At 69.3% G+C, this 20,836-nt stretch carries 12 protein-coding genes and 1 tRNA gene; 8 read left to right on the forward strand and 5 right to left on the reverse strand.

The window, feature by feature from the left end; genetic code table 11:
* Positions 1 to 103: 103 nt before the first annotated feature.
* The 5 genes from trpC to AB4Z01_RS17405 all read right to left on the reverse strand — a co-directional run bounded on the left by trpC (position 104) and on the right by AB4Z01_RS17405 (position 6,237).
* On the reverse strand, positions 104 to 916 hold the full coding sequence (gene trpC / locus AB4Z01_RS17385) for an indole-3-glycerol phosphate synthase TrpC (RefSeq protein ID WP_441695801.1): 813 nt from the start codon (positions 914 to 916) through the stop codon (positions 104 to 106).
* Positions 913 to 1,938, reverse strand: coding sequence for an anthranilate phosphoribosyltransferase (gene trpD, locus AB4Z01_RS17390; RefSeq protein WP_441695802.1), 1,026 nt, complete (start codon positions 1,936 to 1,938; stop codon positions 913 to 915). The genes trpC and trpD overlap by 4 nt, the downstream gene beginning before the upstream one ends.
* On the reverse strand, positions 1,935 to 2,519 hold the full coding sequence (locus tag AB4Z01_RS17395; RefSeq protein ID WP_441695803.1) for an anthranilate synthase component II: 585 nt from the start codon (positions 2,517 to 2,519) through the stop codon (positions 1,935 to 1,937). Before AB4Z01_RS17395 ends, trpD begins: the two co-directional genes overlap by 4 nt.
* Positions 2,520 to 2,610: 91 nt before the next feature.
* Positions 2,611 to 4,149: an anthranilate synthase component I gene (gene trpE / locus AB4Z01_RS17400; RefSeq protein WP_441695804.1), complete on the reverse strand. Its 1,539-nt coding sequence runs from the start codon at positions 4,147 to 4,149 to the stop codon at positions 2,611 to 2,613.
* Between the two features lie 216 nt (positions 4,150 to 4,365).
* On the reverse strand, positions 4,366 to 6,237 hold the full coding sequence (locus AB4Z01_RS17405) for a peptidyl-prolyl cis-trans isomerase (RefSeq protein ID WP_441695805.1): 1,872 nt from the start codon (positions 6,235 to 6,237) through the stop codon (positions 4,366 to 4,368).
* 165 nt (positions 6,238 to 6,402) lie between these two features.
* On the opposite strand from AB4Z01_RS17405, the gene tpiA reads away from it, so the two are divergent.
* From tpiA to AB4Z01_RS17445, 8 genes are all read left to right on the forward strand, one after another.
* Positions 6,403 to 7,158, forward strand: a complete 756-nt coding sequence (gene tpiA / locus AB4Z01_RS17410; RefSeq protein ID WP_441695806.1) for a triose-phosphate isomerase — start codon at positions 6,403 to 6,405, stop codon at positions 7,156 to 7,158.
* Between the two features lie 95 nt (positions 7,159 to 7,253).
* Positions 7,254 to 7,330: transfer RNA gene (locus AB4Z01_RS17415), tRNA-Pro, on the forward strand.
* Between the two features lie 21 nt (positions 7,331 to 7,351).
* Positions 7,352 to 8,275 carry a 2-dehydro-3-deoxygalactonokinase gene (locus AB4Z01_RS17420; RefSeq protein ID WP_441695807.1) on the forward strand — a complete coding sequence of 308 codons (924 nt, stop codon included), beginning with the start codon at positions 7,352 to 7,354 and terminating at the stop codon, positions 8,273 to 8,275.
* Position 8,276: 1 nt separating this feature from the next.
* Positions 8,277 to 8,909, forward strand: a complete 633-nt coding sequence (locus AB4Z01_RS17425) for a 2-dehydro-3-deoxy-6-phosphogalactonate aldolase (RefSeq protein WP_441695808.1) — start codon at positions 8,277 to 8,279, stop codon at positions 8,907 to 8,909.
* Positions 8,910 to 9,592: 683 nt separating this feature from the next.
* Positions 9,593 to 11,245, forward strand: coding sequence for a ShlB/FhaC/HecB family hemolysin secretion/activation protein (locus AB4Z01_RS17430; protein WP_441695809.1), 1,653 nt, complete (start codon positions 9,593 to 9,595; stop codon positions 11,243 to 11,245).
* 22 nt (positions 11,246 to 11,267) lie between these two features.
* Complete coding sequence (gene dacB / locus AB4Z01_RS17435) at positions 11,268 to 12,866, forward strand: D-alanyl-D-alanine carboxypeptidase/D-alanyl-D-alanine endopeptidase (protein WP_441695810.1); 1,599 nt, start codon at positions 11,268 to 11,270, stop codon at positions 12,864 to 12,866.
* A 21-nt stretch (positions 12,867 to 12,887) separates the two neighbouring features.
* Entirely contained in the window at positions 12,888 to 14,501 is a 1,614-nt protein-coding gene (locus tag AB4Z01_RS17440; RefSeq protein ID WP_441695811.1) for a D-alanyl-D-alanine carboxypeptidase/D-alanyl-D-alanine-endopeptidase, read from the forward strand.
* Positions 14,502 to 14,533: 32 nt separating this feature from the next.
* Positions 14,534 to 20,743 carry a hypothetical protein gene (locus AB4Z01_RS17445; protein ID WP_441695812.1) on the forward strand — a complete coding sequence of 2,070 codons (6,210 nt, stop codon included), beginning with the start codon at positions 14,534 to 14,536 and terminating at the stop codon, positions 20,741 to 20,743.
* Positions 20,744 to 20,836: the final 93 nt, after the last annotated feature.

Genomic DNA, 20,836 nt, shown 5'->3' on the forward strand with positions numbered 1-20,836 from the left:
AGCGGCAACTTACCCTTGTCCCCCCTCCCCTTGCGGGAGGGGGGTAGGGGGAGGGGGGACTCTTTTGTGCTGCTGCGATCTGTAGGAGAGGGTGTCGATCCGATCATGCAGCGCTCGACCTCTCCTCTCGGGTCAGCAGCGCCCGGGTGGCGGCGGCGACGTCGTCGTGCCGCATCAGGCTCTCGCCGATCAGGAAGGTGGTGGCCCCGGTCCGGGCCATCCGGGCCAGGTCGGCCGGGGCGGACAGGCCGCTCTCCGAGACCAGCAGCCGGTCGCCCGGCACCTGCGCCGCCAGCGCCTCGGTGGTGGCGAGGTCGACTTGCAGGGTCTTGAGGTTGCGGTTGTTGATGCCGAGCAGCGGCGACCGCAGCTTCAAGGCCCGGTCCAGCTCGGCCGCATCATGCACCTCGACCAGCACGTCCATGCCGTTGTCGATCGCGGCCTGTTCCAGTTCTCGCGCGGTGGCATCGTCCAGTGCCGCCATGATCAGCAGGATGCAGTCGGCGCCCAGCGCCCGGGCCTCGAGGATCTGGTAGGGGTCGACCATGAAGTCCTTGCGCAGCACCGGCAGCTCGACGGCGTTGCGGGCGGCGGTCAGGTACTCGTCGGCGCCCTGGAAATACGGCACGTCGGTCAGCACCGACAGGCAGCTGGCGCCGCCGTCGCGATAGGCGCGGGCCAGGGCCGGCGGGTCGAAATCCGGCCGGATCAGCCCCTTCGACGGCGAGGCCTTCTTGATCTCGGCGATCAGGCCGTAGCGGCCTTCCGCCTGCGCCCGGCGCAGCGCCGCGACGAAGCCGCGCGGCGGAGAGGCCTGGTTCGCAAGCCGCTGGATCTCGGCCGTCGGCACCGCCGCCTTGCGAGTCTCGATGTGCCGGCGCTTGTCGGCGACGATGCGGGTGAGGGTGTCRCTCATGCCGTTCCCTGGCTGGTGATTCGGGCCAGCCGCTCGAGCACGCGGGCGGCCAACCCGTCGTCGATGGTGCGGGCCGCGAGGGCGGCACCGTCCGGCAATGTGGCCACGCGATCGGCGATGATGAAACAGGCTGCGGCGTTAAGCAGCACGATGTCGCGATAGGCGCCGTGGGCCCCGCCCAGCACGGCGCGCAGGGCGGCGGCGTTGGTCGCGGGATCGCCGCCCTTGAGGTCTGCGGGCACCGCGCGGCGCAGCCCGGCATCCTCCGGCGTCACGGTCAGGCGCCGGATCTGGCCGTCGCGCAGCTCGGCGACCGCGGTCGGGCCGGTGGTGGTCATCTCGTCGAGACCGTCGCTGCCATGCACCACCCAAGCGGTCTCGCTGCCCAGCTGCTTCAGCGCGTGGGCCACCGGCTCGATCCAGGCCTCGGCGAAGACGCCGAGCAACTGGCGCTTGACCCCGGCCGGGTTGGCCAGGGGCCCGAGCAGGTTGAAGATGGTGCGGGTGCCCAGCTCCTGCCGCGCCGGGCCGACATGGCGCATGGCGCTGTGATACAGCGGCGCGAACAGGAAGCCGATCTGGGCCTCCCACAGCGCCTCGCGCATGACCTCGGGCGGCGCCTCGACATTGACGCCGAGCTCGGTTAGCACATTGGCCGCGCCGGTCAGGCTGGAGGCGGCGCGGTTGCCATGCTTGGCCACCGGCACGCCGGCACCGGCCAGGACGAAGGAGACCGCAGTCGAGACGTTGAAGGAGCCGGAATTGTCGCCGCCGGTGCCGCAGCAGTCGATGGCGCCCTCCGGTGCGTCGATGGTCACCGCCTTGTCCCGCATCACCCGGGCGGCGGCGGCGATCTCCTCCGGCGTTTCGCCGCGGACGCGCAGCGCCATCAGGAAGCCGCCGATCTGCGCCGGCGTCGCCTCGCCGGACATAATGATCTCGAAGGCGGCGCGGGCGGTGGCGGCGTCCAGCGGCTGGCCCAGCGCGGCCTTGGCGATGAAGGGTCGCATCTCGGTCGTCATGCCGCGTTCCGCCGCTCGGCGATGGCCAGGAAGTTCTGCAGGATCTTGTGACCGAACTGCGAGGCGATGCTCTCCGGATGGAACTGCACGCCGTGGATCGGCAGGGTCCGGTGCCGCAGCGCCATGATCACCCCGTCCGCCGTCCAGGCCGTGGCCTCCAGGCTGTCGGGCATGGTTTCGGGCGCGATGGTCAGCGAATGGTAGCGCGTGGCCTCGAAATTGTCCGGCAGGCCGGCCAGCACGCCGCCGCCATGGTGATGCACCGGGCTGATCTTGCCGTGCATCGGCTCCGGCGCGCGGACGATCCTGCCGCCGAAGACCTGGCCGATTGCCTGGTGGCCCAGGCAGACGCCGAACACCGGCACCTTTCCGGCGGCGGCCTGGATCAGGTCCATGCAGATGCCGGCCTTGTCCGGGTCGCAGGGCCCGGGCGAGAGGACGATGCCGTCGGGCCGCAGCGCCAGCGCCTCGTCGACCGTCAGCGCATCGTTGCGGCGGACCTCGGTGTCGGCCCCGAGCTCGCCGAGGTAGTGCACCAGGTTGTAAGTGAAGCTGTCGTAGTTATCGATCAGCAGAAGCATGGAGGTCGCCCTTTCGAGGCAAGGGAATGGGGAGGAACGGCGGGGATCCGGCCGGCCTCACCATCGATGCTGCTGCGAAGGGATACGGATTCTAGACATGACCCATGGGCCGGTTGCCGTTGCGCGGCCGGTTGGCGAAGCGTACCGCATCTTCGGCGGCGCGCACCAGCGCCCGCGCCTTATTGCGGGTCTCCTGGTACTCGCCCTCCGGGCTGCTGTCGGCGACGACGCCGCCGCCGGCCTGGATGTAGAGCGTGTCGTCCTTCACCACCGCGGTGCGCAGGGCGATGCAGGTGTCCATGTCGCCATTGGCGCCGAAATAGCCCATCGCCCCGGCATAGATGCCGCGGCGCGCCACCTCCAGTTCCTCGATGATCTCCATCGCCCGCACCTTCGGTGCGCCGCTGGTGGTGCCGGCCGGGAAGCCGGCGGCCAGCGCCGCCACCGCATCCTTGTCCGGCGTGATCCGGCCGACGACGTTGGAGACGATGTGCATGACGTGGGAATAGCGCTCGACGATGAAGCGGTCGGTCACCTTGACCGAGCCGATCTGCGACACCCGGCCGACATCGTTGCGGCCGAGGTCCAGCAGCATCAGATGCTCGGCCCGCTCCTTCGGGTCGGCCAGCAGGTCCTGCTCCAGCGCCACATCCTCCTCCGGCGTGRCGCCGCGCGGGCGGGTGCCGGCGATCGGCCGGATGGTGACCTCGCCGTCGCGCAGCCGGACCAGGATCTCCGGGCTCGACCCGACGATGGCGAAGTCGCCGAAGTTCTGGAACACCAGGAAGGGCGACGGGTTCAGCCGCCGCAGCGCCCGGTACAGCGCGAAAGGCGGCAGGGTGAAGGGCAGCGAGAAGCGCTGCGACAGCACCACCTGGAAGATGTCGCCGGCGCGGATGTACTCCTTCGCCCGCTCGACCGCCGCGTGATACTCCTCCCGCGTCATGTTCGAGCTCGGCTCGGGCAAGGCGGGCAGGGTGCCCTCGGCCGCCGCCTCGCGGTGCGGCAGGCTGGATTCGAAGCGGGCGACCACGTCCGACAGCCGCTCGCACGCCGCCTCATGCGCCTTTTCCGCCGTCACCGCCGGATCGGGAAATACCGGCGTGACGATGGTAACCACGTCGGCGATGGTGTCGAAGACGCAGACGATGGTCGGCCGCATCATGATCGAATCCGGCACGCCCAGCGTGTCCGGATTGGTGTCGGGCAGCGCCTCCATCTGCCGGACCATGTCGTAGCCGAGATAGCCGAACAGCCCGGCGGCCAGCGGCGGGAAGCCGCGCGGCAGATCGATCCGCGATTCCGCGATCAGGCCGCGCAGACTGTCCAGCGGCGCCTGCGCCACCGGTTCGAAGGTGTCGAGATCGGCGAGCGCGCGGCGGTTGATCTCGACCGCGTCGCCGCGGCAGCGCCAGATCAGGTCGGGGCGCAGCCCGATGGCGCTGTAGCGGCCACGGATGGCGCCGCCCTCGACCGATTCGAGCAGGAAGGAATAGGGCTCGTCCCCGGCCAGCTTGAGCATGGCCGAGACCGGAGTGTCTAGATCGGAGACGAGGCGGGTCCAGACGACCTGCGGTTTGCCGGCGCGATAGGTGTCGGCGAAGGCGTCAAAAGCCGTGGAATCCGGCATGGCGGTGACCTGCGATAGCGGGGAGGGGAGTGGGATGGGCGGGACGGTCGTCGCCGCCACGCCATCGCTCCCCGCCGCCCGTCCGGTGTCCTCCGGCCGCAGCCCTCGCATTCGCCGGCCAGCGCCAGCCCATCGCCTCTTCGCGCGGAGAGGCCGGGGCCGCCGGACCAGGTCCGGTGATGGGGCGCTGCGACGCCGCGAGGGGAATCATCGACATCATTCCTGGTAGTTCAGCCGGGCGAGGACCGCCTGGTCGACCGTGACTCCATAGCGGGCGCGCAGCGCCTGGTCCAGGCCGCCGCCGACATCGACCCTGAGGCCGCGCTGCAGGTCCTGCTTCACCGCGGCTTCGGCCGTGGCGTCCGGCTTGGCCGGCTCGACCTTGGTCAGGCGGGCGACGACGCGGCCGCCCGGGGTCTCCGCCGTCGCCGTGCCGCCGACCTTGGCGGCGAACAGGTCGCGCACTAGCGCCACCGGCACGGCGCCGGCATTGCTGCCGTCGCGCAGCAGCGCCGGGGTTTCGGCATATTGGCCGCCGACCGCCTTGGCGACATCGGCCGCGGCCTCGCCGGCGGACAGGCGCTTGGCGACATCGGCGGCCAGGGCCGCGGCGGCGTCGGCCTGCTTCTGCTCGGTCCAGGCGGCGGCGACCTCGTCGCGCACCTTGGCCAGCGGCTCGGTCGCCGGCGGCACGATGCTGTCGACCCGGACGATGAAGGAGGTCTTGTCGTCGACCGTGCCCATCTGGCTGACTTCGCCCTGCTGCGTCTGGAAGGCGGCCTGCAGGATCTGCCCTTGGCCGGGCAGCGGTGGCAGCGGCTGGCCGCTCTGGGTGGTGCCGTCCTGGGCCACGGCGGGGACCGTGGCGACGGTGAAGCCGAACTCCTGCGCCGCCTTGTCGATGGGCACGTTGTCGGCCAGCGCGTCCTCGAACTTGTTGGCGGCGTCGTACAGGGCGTCGGCCGCCTTGCTCTGCTTCAGCTGAGCCTCGATCTCGGTCCGCGCCTCCTCGAACGGCACGGTCCGGGCCGGCTGGATACCGGTCAGCACCAGCACATGCCAGCCGAAGGGCGACTGCACCGGGTCGGTCGCCTGGCCCTGGGCCAGGGCGAAGCCGGGATCGGCCAGGGCCGGGATCGGCATGGCGGCCTTGGCGGTGAAGTCGACCGGGATCAGCTTGACCGCGGCGTTGCCGGATTCGTCCACCGCCTGCTGCACCGCCTTGCCGCCGCGCACCGCCGCGGCGATCTGGTCGGCCAGCTCCTTGGTCGGAGCGATCACCTGGCCGAAGCGCCGCATCTCCGGCTTCTGATAATTCGCCTGGCTCTTGTCGTACTGGGTGCGGGCCTCGTCCTCCGACACCGTGACGGTCTTGGCGAACTCGTCGGTGTTCAGCAGCACGACGCTCAGCGTCCGGTACTCCGGCGACTGAAACTTGTCGCCATGCTCCTTGTGATAGGCCTCGAGATCGGCCTGGGTCGGCTGCGGCACGCCGGCCTGATCGGCGTTGCGCAGCGTGATGGTGTCGGCCACCCGGGCCTCGCGGCGATATTTGTAGATCGGGTCGACCAGCGCCTGCGGCGGCTCGGCGCCGCTGAACAGCGCCCGCATCACCCCCTGCTGCTGCGCCTGGCCGCGCATATAGGCGATGAACCCGGCCTCGTTGGTGCCGCCGGCCTGCAGCGCCTGCAGGAAGCGGTCGCGGCTGAACTGGTTGGTGGCCGGGTCGCGGAACCGCGGGTCGTTGCGCACCGTGTCGGCGACCGCGTCGTTCGACAGGTCGTAGCCGAGATCGACGGCCAGCTGGTCATACAGGAAGCCGGAGATCATGTTGTCCAGCACACGCTGCGGGAAGCCGAGCTGCTGGGCGACGGAGAGCGGGATCTGCTGGCTCTGCGCCGCGGAGCGGAACTGGCTGTCGAGCTGCTGCAGGCTGATCGTCACGTCGCCGACCGTGGCCACGGTGTCGGACTGGCCCCGGTTGCGGAAGATGTCGCCGATGCCCCAGACCGCGAAGCTCAGGATCAGGAGGACGAACAGCACCTTGACGACGATGGAGCCGGCCTTGTGGCGGAGGATCTGCAGCATGACGACCGTAAACAAAGGGCGAGGCCGCGCCGGTCCCCCGGGCGGTTAGGGCGCGCATCATAGGTGCGGCCTTCCCGGGCAGCAATGCACAAGGAGTGCTGTGGCGTCATGGCGTCGGGATTGGTACATGGAGGCGACATTCGAGGACCAGCGGGAGAGAGGCCGATGGCGCGCAAGCTGATCGCCGGCAACTGGAAGATGAACCTGCGGCGCAGCGAGGGGACGGCGCTGGCCCGCGACCTCGCTTTGCGGCTGGCCCGCACCGTCGACCCGGCCTTCGACCTGCTGATCTGCCCGCCGGCCACCCTCATCGCCCCGATCGCCGATGCGGTGCAGGGCAGCGGGTTGGAGGTCGGCGGCCAGGACTGCCACACCGCGCAGGACGGCGCCCATACCGGCGACATCTCGGCCCGGATGCTGGCTGATCTCGGCTGCAGCCATGTCATCGTCGGCCATTCCGAGCGGCGCCAGGACCATGGCGAGATCGACCTGGTGGTGGCCGAGAAGGCGGCGGCGGCACAGGCCGAGGGGCTGGTCGCGATCATCTGCGTCGGCGAGACCGAGGCCGAGCGCAACGCCGGCCGGGCGCTGCAGGTCTGCAGCCGGCAGATCGCCGGGTCGCTGCCGCGCGGGGCGACGGCGGAAAACACGGTGATCGCCTATGAGCCGGTCTGGGCCATCGGCACTGGCCGCACCCCGACCGCGGCCGACGTGGCCGAGGTGCATGCCCACATCCGGGCGGCGCTGGGCGCCCATGTGCCGTCCGAGGCCGCGGGCATYCGCATCCTCTATGGCGGCTCGGTCAAGCCCGGCAATGCGGCCGAGCTGCTGGCGGTGCCGAATGTCGACGGCGCCCTGGTCGGCGGCGCCAGCCTGAAGGCCGATGATTTCTGGGCCATCGCCGTGGCCAGCGTCGGCTGATCGATTTCGACCAGCATCGTCGTTGCATAGGGGCGGGGCCCTGGCTATAGTCCCGCCCGCTCGCCCCCGGCACTTGCCCGGCGGCGGCTCTCGGTCGGAGCGTAGCGCAGCCTGGTAGCGCACTTGCATGGGGTGCAAGGGGTCGCGAGTTCGAATCTCGCCGCTCCGACCAATTCTCTTCCGGACTCAGATCATGCTCGTCGCCCTCGATTGGGGAACCTCCTCGCTCCGCGCCTGGCTGCTCGATGCCGACGGCGCCGTGCGGGACGAGGCTTCGGCCCCGCTCGGCATCCTCAAGGTCCCCGGCGGCGATTTCGATGCCGTGTTCAAGCAGGTGGCGGGGAAGTGGATCGCCGCCGGCGCCACCGCCGCCATCGCCTGCGGCATGATCGGCAGCCGCCAGGGCTGGGCCGAGGCGCCCTATGCGGACTGCCCGGCCGACGCCGCGGCGCTGGTCGCGAAACTGATCGAGATCCCGACCTCGCTGGGCATCTCCCTGCGAATCGTCCCCGGCGTCAGCCGGATCGACGCCGACGGCATCCCCGACGTGATGCGCGGCGAGGAGGTGCAGATCCTCGGCGATGCGCCCGTGACCGGCCGCCGCCTCTACGTCCTGCCCGGCACGCACAGCAAATGGGCCCTGGCCGAGGACGGCCGGATCGCCTGGTTCGCCACCTCGATGACCGGCGAGGCCTTCGCCGTCCTGGCCGAGCACAGCATCCTGGGCCGGCTGATGGACGGCCGCGCCTACGACCAGCCGGCCTTCCGCCGCGGCCTCGCGGTCGGCGCCGCGGCCGGCGGCGGCCTGCTGCGCCGGCTGTTCAGCGCCCGCACCCTCGGCCTGTTCGGCGAGCTCGAGCCGAAGGCGGCGGGATCCTATCTCTCCGGCCTGCTGATCGGGGCCGAGGTGGCCGACGCCCGCGCCACCGTCGCAGCCGCCATTGGGGCCGCCGCCACCGGCGCGCCGCCGGACGAGGTCACCATCGTCGGCGGCGCCGAGCTGTCGGCGCGCTACGCCGAGGCGATCGAGGCCGCGGGGCTGCGCAGCCGCATCGCCCCGGCCGACACCACGGTCAAGGCGCTGTGGCGCCTGGCCAAGCATGCGGAGCTGGTGTGACATGAGCGTTTCCCTGCACGACGCCCTGGCCGGGCTGCCCCTGGTCGCCATCCTGCGCGGCGTCAAGCCGGAGGAGGTCGAGGCCATCGGCGGCGCCCTGGTCGAGGCCGGGTTCCGCTGCATCGAGGTGCCGCTGAACTCGCCGCAGCCCTTCGACAGCATCCGCCGCCTGGCCGACGGCTTCGGCCAGGCGGCGCTGATCGGCGCCGGCACGGTGCTGAAGCGCGAGGACGTCGCCCGGGTGCAGGCCTCGGGCGGCCAGCTGATCGTGATGCCGCATGCCGATGTCGAGGTGATCGCCGAGGCGAAGCGTCTCAACCTGGTCTGCGCCCCCGGCGCCGCCACCCCGACCGAGGCCTTCGCGGCGCTGAAGGCCGGCGCCGATGCGGTGAAGATCTTCCCGGCCGAGGCGGTCCCGCCCGCCGTGGTCAAAGCCTGGCGCGCAGTGGTGCCGGCCGCGGTGCCGCTGATCGCGGTCGGCGGCATCACGCCGGACCGGATGGCGGCCTATCGCGACGCCGGCACCACTGGCTTCGGCCTCGGCTCCGCCCTCTACAAGCCCGGCATGACCGCGGCCGAGGTGGCCGCCACCGCCGCCTCCTTCGCCCAGGCCTGGCGGGCGCTGCAGGGCTGACAGGCGCGAGCTGGTCCCCGATCCGCAGGATCTCCATAACCGGTCGTTGACGCGCCTGCTCCAAACCGGACGCAGGCAAAGCTCAGGCGCCGGAGCGCTCGAGGTCCAAGACTCGCGCCCAGTCCTCGTAAAGCCGAAACTCACGAGGACGGGCGCGATCCTGTATCCATTTGTGGGCACGTTCGACGTCAAATGAAGTCGTCGGGTTGACGCGATGGTACGCTGCCGCGAGACGCTTACACGTCACTGCGCCCAGGAGCGTCGCCGTTACCCGCAGCTTCCGATCGATGTCGCGCGCCACGCCTCCTCTCTTCCGCCTCTTGTCCTGCCTTGATGGTCCAGCCAATTTCCAGGGTCGTTTTCCAGGAAAAGATGTAAAATCATATTCACCTGGAATCGGTTTTCTGAGACGATTGTTTTCGAACCCGATGAAACTCGGGATACGATGCTATTCTGCGGCGTTGCAGCATTGATCGGCGCGCGGCCCTTGATGGTCAATGTCGATCCACAATGTGGAGGCGAGTATCGGAGATATTGTCGAATCGAAGAAAAACTAGTCAGACATAAAGATCAAAGACTGTTTCTATTTTGTTGATTTGGGATAAGTTCGAAATTATTAATGAAAAGTGCTCAATCGGAACACGAGCAACTTAATGCTCGGGTAGATCGTTTGGGGGGTGGGGATGAATCGGGGGGGTCGGCTTCGTCTCACGATCACGCTGGGTCTGAGCGCTATCAACCTGCTCGGGGTTCTGGTCGCTCGTGCCGAGGCGCAGGACGCGGATCGCATCGTCAGAGAGCAGACCACCGTCATCGACCGGTTCGAGCCGCCGCCGCAACGCCCTCCGAGCATCGCCGTGACGCACGGCGCCCCGGTTGCCGGCTTGCCGGTCGAGCAGCTCGGAACCGTCCGCTTCACGCTCCGCAACATCGATCTCGAAGGCGCAAGGACGCTCGGCCCAGCCGCCTTTTCTTCGCTCTGGAAAGACCTGATCGGACGAGAGATCTCACTGGCCGACCTCAAGGCGGTGATCGACGGAATCGAACGCATCTATCGCGAGAACGATTACTATGGAGCAGCCCTGGTTCCACAACAGGATTTCACCACTGGCCGCATCCGCATCGTCGTCTATGAATCCTATATCCGCGACGTTGTCATCGAGTCGGATCGACAGGATCTGAAGGAGAGGCTGAGGCCCTATATCGACCGCATGGTGGCGATGCGACCGGTCCGCATCTCCAGCCTCGAGCGCACCCTGCTGCTCATCGCCGATATCCCCGGCGTCACGGTGCAGGCCGACTTCTCCAAAGTCGAGGACGATCCGGCCGCGGGACGGCTGGTGCTGAAGGTCGACGCCACACGGTTCGGGTTCGATGCCCGTCTCGACAATCTCGGCACGCCGGCCACGGGGCCGCTGCAGCTCTCCGGCATCGCGCGCCTCAACGATGCTCTCGGATTGTTCGAGGGCTCCGAAGCGCTCGCGGTGACAAATCCTGCCGACCCGGACGAGCTCGTCTTCCTGCGGTTCGGGCAGCTGTTCCCGCTCGGCCCATCGGGATTCTTCACCGGGTACGAGTTCGGTCAGGTCTGGTCGAATCCGGAGGATGAGGACGACATCCACGCCGAGACCACGTTCGGCAAGGCCTTCCTGAGATACGCGATCGTGCGTGCGATCGACCACAGCCTGATCGCCGATATCGCGATCAATGCCAAGGATATCGCGGTCGACGTCAACGGCGATCCGGCGGTGCGGGAGAGCAACCGATGGCTGACGGCGACAGCCACCTACGACACGACGATCGCCGGCGTCGCCATCGTCGCCGAGGCCGGCATGGGCCAGGGCTTCAGCGGCCTCGGCTCGAACACCGACAACGACGATTTCACCTATGTGTTCGGGCAAGGCACGCTCTCGCGCGACATCACCGATTCCCTCTCGGCACAACTGCAGTTCGCGTGGCAACACGCCTTCACCGAGCTTCCCTCGGCGGTCCGCTTCGACCTGGGAGGCGAACCCTACAGCCGCGCCTTCGACAGCGCCTCCATCACCGGGGATAACGGCATCGCCGCGGCGTTCCAGCTTCGGCAGAGGATCGACACCGGCATCGCATGGCTGACCGATCTCAGCCTGTTCGCATTCGTCGACTATGGCGCGGTCTGGAATCCGCCCGACCGAGACTACGACGCCGCCTCGCTCGGTTCGGTCGGGGGCGGTATCCAGACGGTGATCGGCGGACGCTTCAACGCCATGGCCTATGTCGCGACGGCCTACAAGGACGAGCCGAAGCTCGATGTCGATGGCACCCTGTTCCGCTTTGCGGTGGGAGCAAAGTTCTAGCCGTGCTGAAGGGAGCAACCCGATGTCCGCCATCCCCCCGATGTCCATGGCGGTGCTCGCCGCTGTCGTCAGCCTTGCCGTGGCTTGCGGCGAGGCGCAGGCCGATACCCTGGCTCCGGTCAAGGGCGACGTGCCCGTAAGCGTTTCGGCCCAGATCGAGACAATCCAGTCGAAACCAGCCTACGCGCATACGAGCTGGGGGATGCGCGTGGCTGATCTTGCCACGGGTGCCGTGCTCATCGATCAGGCGGGCGACCGGTCACTGACCCCCGGATCGATCATGAAGGTCTACAGCTCGGCCACCGTGCTCGACCTGTATGGACCAGACTACCGGTTTCACACCCCGGTCTACCGGGCCGGGGCGGTGTCGGGCGGAGTGCTCAACGGCGATCTGGTCCTGGTCGCGTCAGGCGATTTCAGCCTTGGCCTGCGCGAACAGCCGGACGGCACGCTCGGCTTCAACAATTTCCCGGAGATCGATCACAACTACGCCGATACGGGCTTTGCCGGAGGCGCCCTGGTCAAGGGGAGCGACCCGCTGGCCGCCCTGGATGGCCTGGCGAAGGCAGTCCGGGCTTCCGGCATCGCCGAAGTCAGAGGCGACGTCATCGTCGACACACGACTGTTCGACACCTACCGCGACCCGACCGACGGGATCATCTCGCCGATCTGGCTCAACGAGAATGTCATCGACATCGTGACGACGGCGGCCAGTGCGGGTCAGCCGGCGACGATCGATTGGCGTCCGAAGACCGCTGCGATCAACGTGGTGGCCGAGGTGATGACGGTCGCGGACAATCCGAAGCCCATCAGGGTCGAAACGCCCGCCCCGGGAGAGGTCCGCGTCACGGGCGAGATCGCCGCCGGATCTCCGGCCACCCTGAACATCTGGCACGTGCCCGACCCGGCTGCCTTCGCCCGGACCGCCTTCATCGAAGCCCTCCGGCGCGCCGGCGTGAAGGTCGAGGCGAACCTGCTCGGCCAGAACCCCGCCGACAAGCTGCCCGATGCGGCAGCATTGTCTGCCGGGACCAAGGTGGCGGAGCATGTCTCACCGCCGCTTTCCGAATACGTCAAGGTCGTGCTCAAGGTCAGCTACAATCGCGGCGCCCACCTGCTGCTGTGCCTTGCCGCCGTGAAAGCCGGAAGCCGCGACTGCGAGGCGGGAATCGGCAAGGAGCTGGAGCTGCTCGACCGCCTCGGCGTGTCGCGGCAGAGCACCTATGTCTTCGACGGCGCCGGTTCCGACGACCACGCCAAGACCGCCCCCGCCGATCAGACGACGGTGCTGACGCGGATCGTCAAGGAGCCCTGGGGACGGTCGATACGGCGCGGGATGGCCATCCTGGGCGTGGATGGAACACAGGCCGCGAACGGGGTCGGAACCCCGGCGGCCGGGCATATCCAGATCAAGGACGGCACCCGGATCACGATGGCGCCCGGAGACTTTCAGGGCGTGATCATCGCCAAGACGCAGGTCGGCTATATCGAGGCGAAGAGCGGTCGTGATCTCGCCTTTGCGATCTTCCTGAACACGGCGCCCTTTGCCTCGATCGAGGATTTCCTTGCCGCCGATCACGACATCGCCGCGATCGCTGCTGCGGTTCAGCAGGCCTATTAGGCCGCAATCCAGGAGGATGAGGTGGACCGACCCGGTGTCAACAGAGTGCGACGCGCCTTGATCTCCGCTTCGGCCGCCGCGGTGCTGCTCGGCTGCGCCGCGACCGGCTCGGCCGCGGCCCAGGCCGATCTGCCCCCGGCGATCCGTGCGATCATGGATGCGCCGCGCTATTCCGGGGCGGTCTGGGGGCTGCGTGCGATCGACCTCGCCTCGGGGGCGACGACGACGTCCTATGGCGCGGACGCCCTGTTCTTCACGGGCTCGGTGCGGAAGCTGTTCTCGGTCGGTCTCGCGCTGAATGCGCTCGGCATCGACCATCGTTTCGAGACGCCGGTCTATCGTGTCGGCGAAGTGGCGCCTGACGGAACCCTGCACGGCGACCTCGTCCTCGTCGCCAGCGGCGACCTGACCCTCGGCGGCCGGACCACGGCCGACGGCAAGGTCGCCTTCACCAATTTCGACCATACCGAGGCCAACTCGCTCGGCAGCGCGATCCTGACCGAGCCCGATCCGCTTGCCGGCCTCGACCTGCTCGCCCGGCAGGTCGCCGCATCCGGCATCAAGGCCGTCGCCGGCGATGTCATCGTGGACGATCGCCTGTTCGACCAGTTTCGGGTGCCGAACGGGAATGTCCTGATCACACCGATCATCGTCAACGACAACCTGATCGACGTCACGATCCTGCCGACCGAAGCCGGACGCCCGGCAACCATCGACTGGCGCCCGAAGACCGCGGCCTTCACGGTCACGTCGGAGGTGCGGACCGTCGCCGCCGGCGAACCGCTCGAGATCTCCCTGGAGACCTCGCCCGGCGATCCCGAACGGGGAATCGTCAAGGGCCAGATACCGGTCGGGTACAAGCCCGCTCTGCCCGGCGTGCCGACCTTGGTCCGGACGTTTCCGGTCCCCGATCCGTCGGCCTTTGCGCGCACGGCACTGATCGAAGCGCTGGGCCGGGCGGGCGTACCCGTCAAGGCGGCGGCCACCGGCCCGAATCCGAGTGCGAGGCTGCCGTCGGACAACGCGTATCCGCGGACCGCGCAGGTCGCCCGGTTCACGTCGCCTCCCTACTCGGAATACGCCAGGCTGATCCTCAAGGTCAGCCACAATCTCGGCGCCAATATGAGCCTCGTCCTGTTCGGCCTGACCAAGGGGGCGAGGACGATCGGGACCGCGCTTGCGGCCGAACGGACTGCGCTCGTGACCGACTACGGGCTCCGCCCCGACGGCTTCGACTTTCCGACCAACGGCAGCGGCAGCCCCGACAGCCGTGCAACGCCCGCTGCCGTGACGGATCTCCTCGCGGCGATGCGGAGGACGAAAGGCGCGGAGGTCTATTTCGACGCCCTTCCGGTTCTTGGTGTCGACGGGTCTCTGGCGACGGTCGGCGTCGATCCGCCGAATCCGGTCATTGCGCCGGCCATCGGGCGGGTCTTCGCGAAGACCGGCACGACGGTCGCGGGCGATACGCTCAAGGCCCAGGTCTTCGCCGGATACCTGAAATCCAGGGCAGGACGACTGCTCGCCTATGTCGTCTACGTGAACAACGTCGCGCCGATCGGCAGCATCGCCGACGTCATCGAGGTCTTCGGCGACGAAGGTGAGATATCGGCGATCCTTTACGACCTCAACTGACCGGTTCGCCGGTGTCGAGAAGGGGGGACACAATGACCGGGTGGTGGAAAGCAGACGGGTCCTGCACGACAACGGAAGGCGGCCATGCGAACCGCGAGAGCGGTGCCGGAGAAGCCGACCCGGGTCCGGGACGCCTCTCGGGGTCATGGATCGCCCTGGCGCTCGGCGGCGGCATCGCCGTCGCCCAGATCACGGTCCCCAGCGCGGCGCAGGCGCAGTGCAACTCGAGCAGCAATCCGTCGCCGCCGCCTGCGGTCACGGCGAACTTCTCGAACCAGAGCTTCGGCCCCACTCCACCGCTGAAGCCTTACGCGGTGACCTCGGTGGGTCTCTCCGGCTGTGTCGGGGCCGATGGAGACTACGAAGAAAACGGCGGCGATGGCAGCCCGGGACAGTCCGGTGCGCAGATCACCGGCGTCAACAAGGCCCTGACCATCATCGGCGGCGGCAACCCTGGCCCCAGCCTCCAGACGTTCGGCGCAATCATCACCAGCACGGGTGGAATTGGAGGCGCCGGCGGTCAAGGCGGCCGCACCGGCCTGGACGAAAACCGGGGCGGCAATGGCGGCGCCGGCGGGGCGGGCGGCAATATTACCGTCGGGTTCGACGGCACCTTCGTTCCGGACCCGAAGACCGGCCTGGCGGGTTCCGGGCTCTACGTGTCGTCCGTAGGCAACGAGGGCGGCAAGGGGGGAGATTCCAGCGAAGACGGAACCGGGGACAAGTTCTCGGGCGCTGGCGGGCAAGGCGGTTCCGGCGGATCGGTCGTGCTCTCGGCAAGCGGATCGGTCCAGGCATATGTCGGCGTTTCGGCGCTGTCCAGCGGCGGTGCGGGCGGAAACGGGGGCAACTCCGTCAACTATGACGCGTTGGAGGCCTCATACGGCGGCGATGGCGGCGATGGCGGACAGGCGGGCTCGGTGTCGCTGAATTGGCTGGGCGGCACTGTCACGACCAGGCAATTCGGTTTGCTTGCCACCGCAGATGGCGGGACCGGAGGCACCGGCGGCATAGGAGATTATGGCCTCACCGTCGAGGGTGGCAATGGCGGTGCGGGCGGCAATGGCGGCACAGCCATGCTGTCGTTCAGCGGCGGCGGGGTCACCGTCAACCTGGCCCCGTTCAATTCGACCGGCGCCGGACTCTATGTCTCGGCGATCGGCGGCGATGGCGGCGATGGCGGACCCTCGAGCGACGGGCTTGGGCAGGGAGGCGGCAGCGGCGGGAATGGCGGGACTGGTGGCGCTGCCGGCGCCGCCATTCTCGGCTCGGTCGCCTATTCCAGCCAGAGCGGCGGTCAGGGCGTCCTGGTTCAGTCCAACGGCGGCGCCGGCGGGGCCGGTGCGGGGGCGGGTGGCGTCGGCGAGGCCGGCGGCGGCGGATTCGCGGGCGCCGGCGGTGGTGTCACCCTGTTCCTGGGCAACGCTGCGACCACGGGCACCGTCCGAACGTCGGGGACGCTCGCCCATGGCGCCGTGGTGCAGAGTGTCGGCGGTGCCGGCGGCACTGGCGGCAATGCGAGTTTCTTCGCCCAAGGCGGCGCCGGGGCAGCGGGCGGGGATGGCGGCCCGGTCGTGGTCCAGGCGCCCAACGGCTCGGTGATCGCCACCGGCAAGAGCGCCATCGCGGTGGTGGCGCAAAGCGTCGGCGGCGGCGGCGGCGTGGGCGGCGACACCAACGACGTCTCGATCGGCACCCAGATTGCCATCGGCGGCAATGGCGGCCTCGGCGGCAATGGCGGAGCGGTCAATGTCGAGCTGACGAACGGCGTGTTCGCCTCCACCAGCACGCTCGGCGGTGCGGGCCTCCTGGCCCAGAGCATCGGCGGGTCCGGTGGCGCCGGCGGCAGCGCGGCCTCGACGGGCGTCGGCTTCTTTTCGATGACGATCGGCGGCGACGCCGGCGGCGGCGGCGCCGGTGGCTTGGTGAACGTCACCAACAAGTCGCTGATCACCAGCTATGGCGATCATGCGGCCGGCATCCAGGCGCAAAGCATCGGCGGCGGCGGCGGCAAGGGCGGCTCGGCGTTCACCTTTGCCGCCAACGCCCTTCCGACTGCGGCGGTCGCGGTCGGCGGCCGCGGCGGCAGCGGCGGCCCGGCGGGGGATGTTGCCGTCAGCAACACCGGCCAGGTCACGACCTACGGCGCGGATGCCACCGGAATCCTCATCCAGAGCATCGGCGGCGGGGGCGGAACGGGTGGGGCGGCGGCCGCGCGCGCAGTGGATCTCTCGCCGAGCAAGGAGGTCCCCGCCATCTCGATCTCGGTGGCGATGGGCGGAAAGGGCGGGGCGGGCAACACCGGCGGCCAGGTCACACTCGACAGTAACGGGCTGATCGCCACGGCCGGCGACGGCGCCATCGGGGTCATGGCGCAAAGCGTGGGCGGCGGTGGCGGCACGGGTGGCGACAGCACGGCAGCGTCCTATTCCGGCGGCCCCCAGGGCGGCCTCACGGTTTCGGTCTCGGTGGCGGTCGGCGGTTCCGGTGGCACCGGCGGGACCGGCGGCGCGGTGACGGTGTGGAATGACGGCGTCGTGGCCACGCGGGGCCAGGATGCCTATGGCGTCTTTGCCCAAAGCGTCGGCGGCGGCGGCGGGGCCGGCGGCACCGGCGATGCCTCAGCATCGGCGAGCAAGGCAAAGGGCAGCTTCGCCGCCTCGGTCGGCGTGGGCGGGACCGGCGGCACCGGCGGCCACGCCGATACCGTCGATTTGAAAAACACCGGCGCGGTGACGACGGTCGGCGACGGGTCCGATGGCGTGTTTGCCCAAAGCGTCGGCGGGGGCGGTGGCGCCGGCGGGGGTGGAGTCGCCACGGCCGGCGGCGGCAATCTCAGCCTTGCCGTCGGGGTCGGCGGGAGCGGCGGCGCGGGCGGCAACGGCAACACGGCCACGGTGACGAATGGCGGCAGCATCGTGACCCGCGGTACCGATGCGATCGGCCTGTCGGTGCAGAGCATCGGCGGCGGCGGCGGCAAGGGCGGCAAAGGCGGTGCAACCGCCGGCGGATCACCCGACTTCTCGAATGCGAAAGCCTTGTTCGACATCCTGGCCGGCGGCCTGGGCCTCAATCAGACGGTCACCAAGCTCGGCGACGGCATCCTGCGGATCGGGCAGATCGGTCAGGAGATCCAGGCGACCTATGACGAGTTGAACGGCATCTTCTCGCAGCCGCAGGCGGGTGATCCGGAGAACGGCACCGCCAAGACGATCAATGTCTCGGTGTCGGTCGGCGGCAGTGGCGGGGCCGCGGGCGACGGCGGCGCGGCCAATGCGACCAACACCGGGGGGATCGCKACCYATGGCGCCCAGTCGGACGGCATCTATGCGCAGAGCGTCGGGGGCGGCGGCGGCAGCGGCGGTGCCGCAACGTCGACCAGCGCCGCCGCCGACGACACCCCGATCCAGACCGCGATCGGGGTGGGCGGCACGGGTGGCGCCGGCGGCAACGGCGGTGCCGTGACGGTGGCCAACCAGACGGGCGGCCACATCCTGACGCAGGGCGTGGCCGCCTTCGGCATCCTGGCGCACAGCGTGGGCGGCGGCGGCGGCGAAGGGTCGCTGGCCGGCACCGTCAGCGGCTCGCTGAAGAGCCTCTCCGTCGGGATCGGCGGCAATGGCGGCACCGGCGGGGATGGTGGCGAGGTCAGCGTCACGACGGACGGCGCGATCACCACCACCGGCAAGCACGGCATCGCCATCTTTGCCCAGAGCGTCGGCGGCGGCGGCGGGCTGGTCCGGACGATGACCACCGACCAGACCTTCGATCCCTCCAAGATCGTCATCAACCCGCAAGGACGTCTTGCCGACGTTCATGGGCTGACGTTGACGTTCGGCGGCCAGAAAGGCGTCGACGGCAACGGCGGGGCCGTCTCCGTCACCACGGGCGGCCCGATCACCACATCCGGCCTGGACGCGCATGGCATCCTGGCGCAGTCGATCGGGGGCGGCGGCGGGATGGCCGTCGGGGGGCAGGTCGTCCTGCCGGGCGGCGCGGCCGGGCCTGGCGGCGCCAGCGGCGACGGCGGCAATGTCAACGTTGATCTCGAAACGGGCACGGCGATTCTCACAGCCGGCAAGGGCGCCTACGGCATCATTGCCCAGAGCATCGGCGGAGGCGGCGGCTTCGCCGGCGATCCGTCCTCGGTCCACGACTACCAGACGGGTACGGCGCTGGCCGTGAAGTCCAACGCCGGCTTTGGCGGGGAGGTCTCGATCTTTGTGGAGAACGCCCGCGTTCAGACCACGGGCGACTATGCCCCGGCCATCTTCGCCCAGAGCATCGGCGGCGGCGGCGGCCTGGTGAACTACAACAACGCCGACGGCTCCCAGAACAAGATCCAGGCGCGGGGCACCGCCGGCGGCGATGGCGCCGGCGGTGATATTTTTATCGACCTCATCGGCAGCATGGTCACGGCGTCGGGAGCGGGGTCGCCAGGCATCTTCGCCCAGAGCGATGGAACATCATCAGGCGAGATCCAGATTTTGATCGATGGCAAATCGAGCGTTCAGGGCGGCCTGACCGACACTGCCTTCCCCGGCGGTCAACCCATATCGGAGCGCGACGTGGCGGGCATCCGGCTGATGGGCGGCACCGCGAACTACATCAGAAATGCGGGGATCATCTTCTCGCTCAATCGACTGGCGATCCTGACCGACACGCCGGCGGGCAACACCCAGGTCACGAACACGGGAACGATCTCGGGCGACATCGTCTTCAACAGCGGGGCCGGGAATGTCGTGGACAACCGTCCCGGCGGTGTGATCGAGGCCTTCACGGCCATCGACCTGAACGGTGGCGAGCTCCGCAACGCCGGCAGCCTGCAGGTCGGCGGCGCCGGCGCGATCGGCCGGACGACCGTGACGGGCGATCTCGTGCAAAGCGCCACGGGCCGCCTGGTGGTGGAGACCAACCACAGCACCGGCACGGCGGATCTCCTCGACGTGCAGGGCACTGCGCGGCTGGGCGGCGTGGTGGAGGTGCATCCGCTGTCGCTCGCCAACCGCCCCGTGACGGTGCTGAGCGCAACCGGGGGGCTGGCGGTCGATCCGGGCCTCTCGGTCAGCCGCACCCATCTCTACCGCTTCGATGCGCAGCAGTCCGGCGGGACCCTGCAGCTGCAGCCGGTGGCGGAATTCAACGCCGCGGCCGGCCCGCTGGGCCGGAACCAGCGGCGGGTGGCGGCGCATCTGCAGCAGCTCTGGGACAGCGGCGCCGGGTTCGACGAAGGCTTCACCGCGCTCGCCGGGGTCGGGGACGGCAGCAGCTATGCGAAAACGCTGAGCAGCCTGTCCGGGCAGGCGGTCGGGGCGGCCGCGGCCCTCCGCTACAGCTCGAGCCACGGCTTCGTCACCAACATGCTGGACGAATGCGCGACCTTCGAGGGCGCCGGCCGGACCCAGGACGAGGCCAGCTGCACCTGGGCGCGCGCCTATGGCGGCGTGGCCGACCAGGACAGCACCAGCGATGCGCTGGGCTACCATACGACCGCCTGGACGCTTCAGGCCGGCGGGCAGCGCGAGATTGCTCCCGCCTGGTTCCTCGGCGGATCCATCGGGTATGAGAGCAGCAGCCTCCGCGGCGATGGCGGCAGCTCGCGGGTCAGCGGCGACAGCCTGCTGCTCGGCGCGTCCCTCCGTTACCAGACCGGGCCGTGGCAGGCCTCGGGTGCGCTCGACTTCGGCTATGGCTGGTATGACAGCCAACGCTCGGTCGAAGCCGGCAGCTTCCGGGGGACCGCCGACGCCTCGCCGAACATCTGGCATGTCGGCGCCAATGCGCGCCTTGCCTACCAGGCGCCGATCGCGGACTGGTACGTGCAGCCGCGCCTCGACCTGCACCTGACCTATGTGCACGGCAACAGCTACACCGAGACGGGGGCCGGCGCATTCGACCTTGCCGTCGAATCCGAGGGCGCCACCGCCTTCACGGCGATTCCCGCGGTGGAGGTGGGCAGGCGCATCCCGATCGGCGGGACCGCGGTGCTGCGCCCGTTCGCGAGCGCCGGCATCGAGCTCAACGCCAGCGGCGACTGGGCGGCGACGGCGCGTTTTGCCGATCAGCCGGGCAGCCGGGGCTTCCGCGCCACGACGCCGATCCCGGACGTGCTGGGCAAGTTCACCGTCGGCGCCGAGGTGCTGAACAGCACGAACTGGGATTTTCGACTGCAGTACAGCACCGAGGTCGGCGACGGCTATGCCTCACATGCCGGCCTGGGTCGGCTGGGCTATCGGTTCTGAACCCCTGTCGGTGCCCCGGCACATAGCGGCTTTCGGAAGCATCGTTGTAACGACAATCGGGAGCGCGAGATGAAGAATGGAATGCTTTCGGTC

It is taken from the genome of Inquilinus sp. YAF38 (assembly GCF_052113205.1).
GTDB lineage: Bacteria > Pseudomonadota > Alphaproteobacteria > DSM-16000 > Inquilinaceae > Inquilinus.